Source organism: Streptomyces niveiscabiei, from assembly GCF_001419795.1.
Classification (GTDB): Bacteria; Actinomycetota; Actinomycetes; order Streptomycetales; family Streptomycetaceae; genus Streptomyces; species Streptomyces niveiscabiei.
In genome coordinates, this window is record NZ_LIRL01000883.1 from 1 (window position 1) to 2,619 (window position 2,619).

At 75.1% G+C, this 2,619-nt stretch carries 2 protein-coding genes; one reads left to right on the plus strand and one right to left on the minus strand.

Going from position 1 to position 2,619, the window contains the following annotated elements:
- Positions 1 to 124 precede the first annotated feature (124 nt).
- Positions 125 to 928, minus strand: coding sequence for a PaaX family transcriptional regulator C-terminal domain-containing protein (locus AOK24_RS36220; RefSeq protein ID WP_055724207.1), 804 nt, complete (start codon positions 926 to 928; stop codon positions 125 to 127).
- Between the two features lie 75 nt (positions 929 to 1,003).
- On the opposite strand from AOK24_RS36220, the gene AOK24_RS36225 reads away from it, so the two are divergent.
- Positions 1,004 to 2,619, plus strand: a 1,616-nt coding sequence (locus AOK24_RS36225; protein WP_055724208.1) for an acyl-CoA dehydrogenase family protein, incomplete at its 3' end; no start/stop codon positions are given.

Below are 2,619 nucleotides of genomic sequence, written 5' to 3' on the forward strand. Positions count from 1 at the left end.
CGCCGCGCCGCACCCCACCTCACCTCGCCTCACCTCGCCTCGCCTCGCCTCGCCTCGCCTCGACCAGGGTCGGCACGAGCCCAGCACCGTCCCGTCCTCGGCGGGCGCCTCTGCGCGTGCGCCCTCACTCCGCCCGTCGTGCCCCCTCCGCCTCCCGGCCTCGCCCCGCGCCCGGCGCGATGCCGGTGTCCCGTTCGCCCGCGAGTCGGGTCGCGAACTCCTCCCGGTAGTCGGCGTAGGCCCTGCGCAGGGCCTCGCCCGGCCAGCCCGGGGGCAGGAGGTCCGGGGGGAGGACGGGGTCGGAGAGGAGGTGGCGGACCACTGCGGCGAAGGCGGTGAAGCGGGCGGCGGGGGTCGTGGAGCGGTCGGTGTGGCGGAGGAGGGCCGTGCCGGTGGCCTTCCACTCCCTCAACGGCCAGAGGGTCGCCGCGAGTTCCCGGGGCGGGGTCGTCGGGCGTGTCGTGAAGTGGTGGGTCAGGTGGGACACGCGGTCGGGCCAGGGGCGCAGGAGGGTGGCCGGGCGCAGCCAGACGCCCTCGCGGAGTTCCGCCAGGCGCAGGGCCGCGAGGTCGGAGCGGAGTTCCGCTCGTTCCGCCGCCGGGCGGCCCGTCGTCGTGATGACGGCCATCTCCCAGTCGCCGGTCCACGCGCGCGTGCGCGGGTGCAGCGCCTCGTCCTGGCGTCGGCGGCGTTCGAGGAGGCGGTCGCTGAGGCCGTACACCGCGTCCGCGCAGCGCAGGTCTCCGGCGGCGGTCATGCGGCTGAGGGCGGCGCGGAGGGTGGAGCCGCCGATGCCGAACGGCTCGACGAGGCGGACGAGTTCCCGCACCGGCAGTTCGGGCGGCTGCGCGCCGAGCAGCAGGCTCAGGACGACCGACCGGGCGGACAGCGGCCGTAGCTCCGTCTCCGCCGACACCTCGCTGCGCATGGGCACGTACTCTACGGCTCACTCCTTCGTGTTGCACTATTGCGACAGTCGCAGCGGAGGCGCAACATGGAGGGCATGTCATCGACGCCAGCTCCGTACGCCACGCACGACGTCACGAACCAGCCGCCGCCCCTAGCCCCCTACGACGCCGCCGCGGACCCCGCCCTCCTGGAGGGCCTGCGCCGCGAGGGCGCGGCGTGGGCCGAGGCCGACGTCCGCGCGCTGGGCCGCCGCGCGGGCGGCGTCGAGGCGCAGGAGTGGGGCGAGCTGGCCAACCGCCACGAGCCGGTTCTGCGCACGCACGACCGCTACGGCCACCGCGTCGACGAGGTCGACTTCCATCCGAGCTGGCACTCCCTGATGGACGTCGCCGTCTCCGCGGGCCTCGCGGGCTCCGCGTGGGCGGACGACCGCCCCGGCGCGCACGTCGCGCGCACGGCGGGCGGCCTGGTGTGGAACCACACCGAGGCGGGCCACGGCTGCCCGGTCTCGATGACGTACGCCGCCGTCCCGGCCCTGCGCCATCAGCCGGACCTCGCGAAGGTGTACGAACCGCTGCTCACCGCGCGCGCGTACGAACCCGGCCTGCGCGTGCCGACGGACAAGCGCGGCATCCTCGCGGGGATGGGCATGACCGAGAAGCAGGGCGGCTCGGACGTCCGGACGAACACGACGACGGCCGCGCCGACCGCCGAGCCCGGCGTGTACGTCCTGCGCGGGCACAAGTGGTTCACGTCGGCCCCCATGTGCGACGTGTTCCTCGTGCTGGCCCAGGCGCCGGAGGGCCTGTCCTGCTTCCTCGTCCCGCGCGTCCTGCCCGACGGCACCCGCAACCCGTTCCGCGTCCAGCGCCTCAAGGACAAGCTCGGCAACCGCTCCAACGCGTCCTCGGAGCCCGAGTTCGACGGCACGGCCGGCTGGCTGGTCGGGCCCGAGGGGCAGGGCGTGAAGACCATCATCGACATGGTCAACTGCACGCGCCTGGACTGCGTGATGGCGACGGCGACCCTGATGCGCAAGACCCTCGTCGAGGCCGGCCACCACGTCCGCCACCGCACCGCGTTCGGCGCGCGCCTGCTGGACCAGCCCCTGATGCGCAACGTCCTCGCCGACCTCGCGCTCGAATCCGAGGCCGCGACGACGCTCACCCTGCGCCTCGCGGGCGCCGCCGACCGCGCCGCGCGCGGGGACGCCGGCGAGCGGGCCTTCCGCCGTATCGCCACCGCCGTCGGCAAGTACTGGGTCACCAAGCGCGGGCCCGCGTTCACCGCCGAAGCTCTGGAGTGCCTCGGCGGCAACGGGTACGTCGAGGACTCCGGCATGCCCCGCCACTACCGGGAAGCGCCCCTGCTGTCCATCTGGGAGGGCTCCGGCAACGTCAACGCGCTCGACGTCCTGCGCGCGCTGACCCGCGATCCGGCGACCGCCGAGGCCTACGAGGCGGAACTCGCCCTCTCGCACGGGGCGGACGCCCGTCTGGACGCGGCCCACGCGCGCGTACGGCGTCTGGTGGCGACCGCCTTGGAGTCCCAGGCCCGCCGGGTCGTCGAGGCCATGGCCCTCACCCTCCAGGCGTCCCTTCTCGTCCGGCACGCCCCTGCCGCCGTCGCCGACGCGTTCTGCGCCAGCCGGTTCGACGGGGATCGGGGGCACTCCTTCGGCACCCTCCCCGACTCCGCCGACCTCGCCGC

Bases quoted from the DNA above. Each gene is read 5' to 3' on its own strand.
- AOK24_RS36220 (WP_055724207.1), bottom strand. From the start codon at position 928: ATGCGCAGCGAGGTGTCGGCGGAGACGGAGCTACGGCCGCTGTCCGCC.